Below are 3,016 nucleotides of genomic sequence, written 5' to 3'. Positions count from 1 at the left end.
CTGCACGAGACCGCGTTCGGCGTCGAGGCGCCGATCACGGTCGACACCGCGGTGCTCTGCACCACCTGCGCCGGCGCCGGCACCGCCGCCGGCACCCACCTGGCCACCTGCGAGGCGTGCGGCGGCCGGGGCGAGGTGCAGTCGGTGCAGCGCACCTTCCTCGGCCAGGTGGTCTCCGCCCGCCCCTGCACCGTCTGCCAGGGGTACGGCACCACCATCCCGCACCCCTGCCCGACCTGCGCCGGCGACGGCCGGGTGCGCACCCGCCGCTCGCTGACCGTCAAGATCCCCGCCGGGGTCGAGGACGGCATGCGGATCCGGCTCGCCCAGCAGGGTGAGGTGGGCCCGGGTGGCGGCACCGCCGGCGACCTCTACGTGGAGATCCACGAGCGGCCGCACGACGTGTACTCCCGCAAGGGCGACGACCTGCACTGCCGGGTCACCGTGCCGATGACCGCCGCCGCGCTCGGCACCCGGCTGACCATCAAGACGCTGGACAGCGAGGAGACGGTCGACGTCAAGACCGGCACCCAGCCGGGCAGCACGCTGCGGCTGCGCGCCCGGGGCGTGCCGCACCTGCGCGGCACCGGCCGGGGTGACCTCTACGTCCACCTCGACGTGCGGACCCCGACGAAGCTCGACGCCGACCAGGAGAAGATGCTGCGCGACTTCGCCAAGACCCGGGGCGAGGAGGTCGCCGAGCTGAGCAAGCAGGGCGGCTTCTTCTCCCGGATGCGCGACGCCTTCAACGGGCACGCCTGAGGTGTCCGCGCCGCTGTTCCTGGTCGAGGCGCTGCCCACCGGCGACACGCTGACCCTGGACGGTCCGGAGGGCCACCACGCGGCCACCGTGCAGCGGCTGCGCGTCGGCGAGGAGCTGCTGCTGGCCGACGGCCGGGGCGGCACGGCCGCCGCCGTGGTCACCACCGTCGGCCGGGCACCCTCGACGTGCGGGTCACCTCCCGGGGGTACGCCGACGCGCCGGTGCCCCGGATCGTGGTGGTGCAGGGCATCGCCAAGGGGGACCGGGGCGAGTTGGCCGTGCAGGCGATGACCGAGGTCGGGGTGGACGAGATCGTGCCCTGGGCGGCGTCCCGCTCGGTGACCCAGTGGCGCGGCGACCGGGGCGTACGGGCCCGGGACAAGTGGGTGGCGACCGCCCGGGAGGCGGCCAAGCAGGCCCGCCGGCCCTGGCTGCCGGTGGTGGCCGGCGCCCCGGACGAGTCCACCGGGACCGTGGTGCGGCGGATCGCCGGCGCCGGTGCCGCGTTCGTGCTGCACGAGGAGGCCGAGGAGCGGCTGACCACCGCCGAGCTGCCCGGCACCGGCGAGATCGTGCTGGTGGTCGGCCCGGAGGGCGGCATCGCCCCGGTCGAGCTGACCGCCTTCGCCGACGCCGGCGCCCGCCCGGTGCGGCTCGGTCCGTCGGTGCTGCGCACCTCCACGGCCGGGGTGGCCGCGCTGAGCGTGCTGGCCACCCGCCTCGGCCGCTGGTAGGCGGTCCTTCAGCGGGCGCTCACGCCCCGGCCTCGGCGCCTGCCGAGCTGGGGCGCCGGACCCTTCGAGGACTTGCGCGACCGGGCCCTGCGCGGGTGTTCACGACACCGCCCGGTTGCGCTGCCGCCCCCACCCCGACGCTTGACCTCGAAGAGCAGGGGCCGTCCCCTCGATGTCCCAGCGAGCGATATGCCTGTGGGTCATATTTATGCCTCATAGGCATATCGCACACCAGGAACACGTCCCCTGGCGGCGGTCACCCGCCGGGGAAGGTCTGGGCGGGTGACGTGTCGGCGCGCCGGTCAGGTCCGCAGGTATGACGCGCCGTTGAGGTCGACGATGGTGCCGGAGGCCCACTGCGCCTCGGGGCTGGCCAGCCAGTGCACGGCGGCGGCGATCTCCTCGGGGCGGGCCACCCGGCCGAACGGGCTCTGCGCCCGGATCGCGTCGCCCTGCTCGCCGGTCAGGTGCTCCGTGGTCATGTCGGTCGCCACGAACCCCGGGGCGACGTGGCGATCGCGATGCCGTACGGCGCGAGCGCGACGGCGAGGGACTGCCCGAGCGCGTTCAGACCGGCCTTGCTGGCGCCGTACGCGGGCTGGTCCGGCTCGCCCCGGAACGCGCCCCGCGACGACACGTTCACCACCCGGCCACCGCGCTCCCGCATGTGCTGGGCGGCGCACCAGGTGACGTTGCCCGCCCCGGTCAGGTTGGTCTCCAGCACCCGCCGCCACTGCCGCTGCCACTGCTCGTACGTGGCGCCGAAGACCGGGTGCGGGGCGTCCCGCTCGCCGTACACGCCGGCGTTGTTGACCAGCACGTCGAGCCCCCCCGAGCCGGGCGGCGGCGTCGTCCACCATGGTCTTGACCGCCGCCGGGTCGGTGAGGTCCGCGCGGACCACCACGTGGCCGTCGCCGGGCAGTTCGGCGCGGAGCGCCTCGGCCAGCTCGGCCGAGTCCCGATGGTGGATCGCCACCCGGTCCCCGTCCGCCGCGAACGCCCGTGCCACGGCGCGGCCGATGCCGCGCGACGCCCCCGTCACCAGTACCGCTCGTGAAGTCACGCGGCACATCATGCCCGAGGCGCGCGGCACGCCTTACCATGCCCCGATGGGATCCGACTGCCTGTTCTGCCGCATCGCCGCCGGGGAGATCCCGGCCACCATCGTCCGGGAAACCGACACCACCCTCGCCTTCCGCGATCTCGACCCGAAGGCGCCGGTGCACGTGCTGGTCATCCCGAAGGAGCACTACGCCGACGTGGCCACGCTGGGACAGGGCGACCCCAAGCTCGCCGGCGACCTGCTCGCCACGGCGGCGGCGGTGGCGGAGGACGAAGGGCTGCTCGGGGACGGCTTCCGGCTGATGTTCAACACCGGCACGTACGGCGGCCAGGAGCTCTTCCACGTGCACGCGCACCTGCTCGGCGGCGCGCCGCTCGGCCCGATGCTGGCCCGGAACGTCGCGTGACGGCTGCGCACGACCGGCTGGCCCGGATGGTGCGCCGGGTGCAGGCGCA

The 3,016-nt window shown here is 75.0% G+C and carries 4 protein-coding genes and 2 pseudogenes; 3 read left to right on the top strand and 3 right to left on the bottom strand.

The window, feature by feature from the left end; genetic code table 11:
• Positions 1-762, top strand: a 762-nt coding sequence (locus JNW89_RS32910) for a DnaJ C-terminal domain-containing protein (protein ID WP_238452011.1), incomplete at its 5' end; no start/stop codon positions are given.
• A gap of 1 nt (position 763) precedes the next feature.
• Positions 764-1,497 (top strand): annotated as a pseudogene (locus JNW89_RS32905) (16S rRNA (uracil(1498)-N(3))-methyltransferase).
• A gap of 302 nt (positions 1,498-1,799) precedes the next feature.
• On the opposite strand, the gene JNW89_RS37090 reads toward JNW89_RS32905, so the two are convergent.
• The 3 genes and pseudogenes from JNW89_RS37090 to JNW89_RS37080 all read right to left on the bottom strand — a co-directional run.
• Positions 1,800-1,979, bottom strand: a complete 180-nt coding sequence (locus JNW89_RS37090; protein ID WP_255541504.1) for an SDR family oxidoreductase — start codon at positions 1,977-1,979, stop codon at positions 1,800-1,802.
• Positions 1,976-2,317, bottom strand: coding sequence for an SDR family NAD(P)-dependent oxidoreductase (locus tag JNW89_RS37085; protein WP_309140053.1), 342 nt, complete (start codon positions 2,315-2,317; stop codon positions 1,976-1,978). The genes JNW89_RS37090 and JNW89_RS37085 overlap by 4 nt, the downstream gene beginning before the upstream one ends.
• 25 nt (positions 2,318-2,342) lie before the next feature.
• Positions 2,343-2,570: pseudogene (locus JNW89_RS37080) on the bottom strand (SDR family NAD(P)-dependent oxidoreductase); the annotation flags it as partial.
• Positions 2,571-2,607: 37 nt separating this feature from the next.
• Here JNW89_RS37080 and JNW89_RS32895 point away from each other — a divergent pair.
• Positions 2,608-2,967, top strand: coding sequence for a histidine triad nucleotide-binding protein (locus JNW89_RS32895; RefSeq protein WP_238452010.1), 360 nt, complete (start codon positions 2,608-2,610; stop codon positions 2,965-2,967).
• The last annotated feature ends 49 nt before the right edge of the window (positions 2,968-3,016 follow it).

It is taken from the genome of Micromonospora sp. 4G55 (assembly GCF_016803375.1).
Note: the sequence above shows the minus strand (reverse complement) of the source record. Positions and strands in the feature narration are given on the sequence as shown.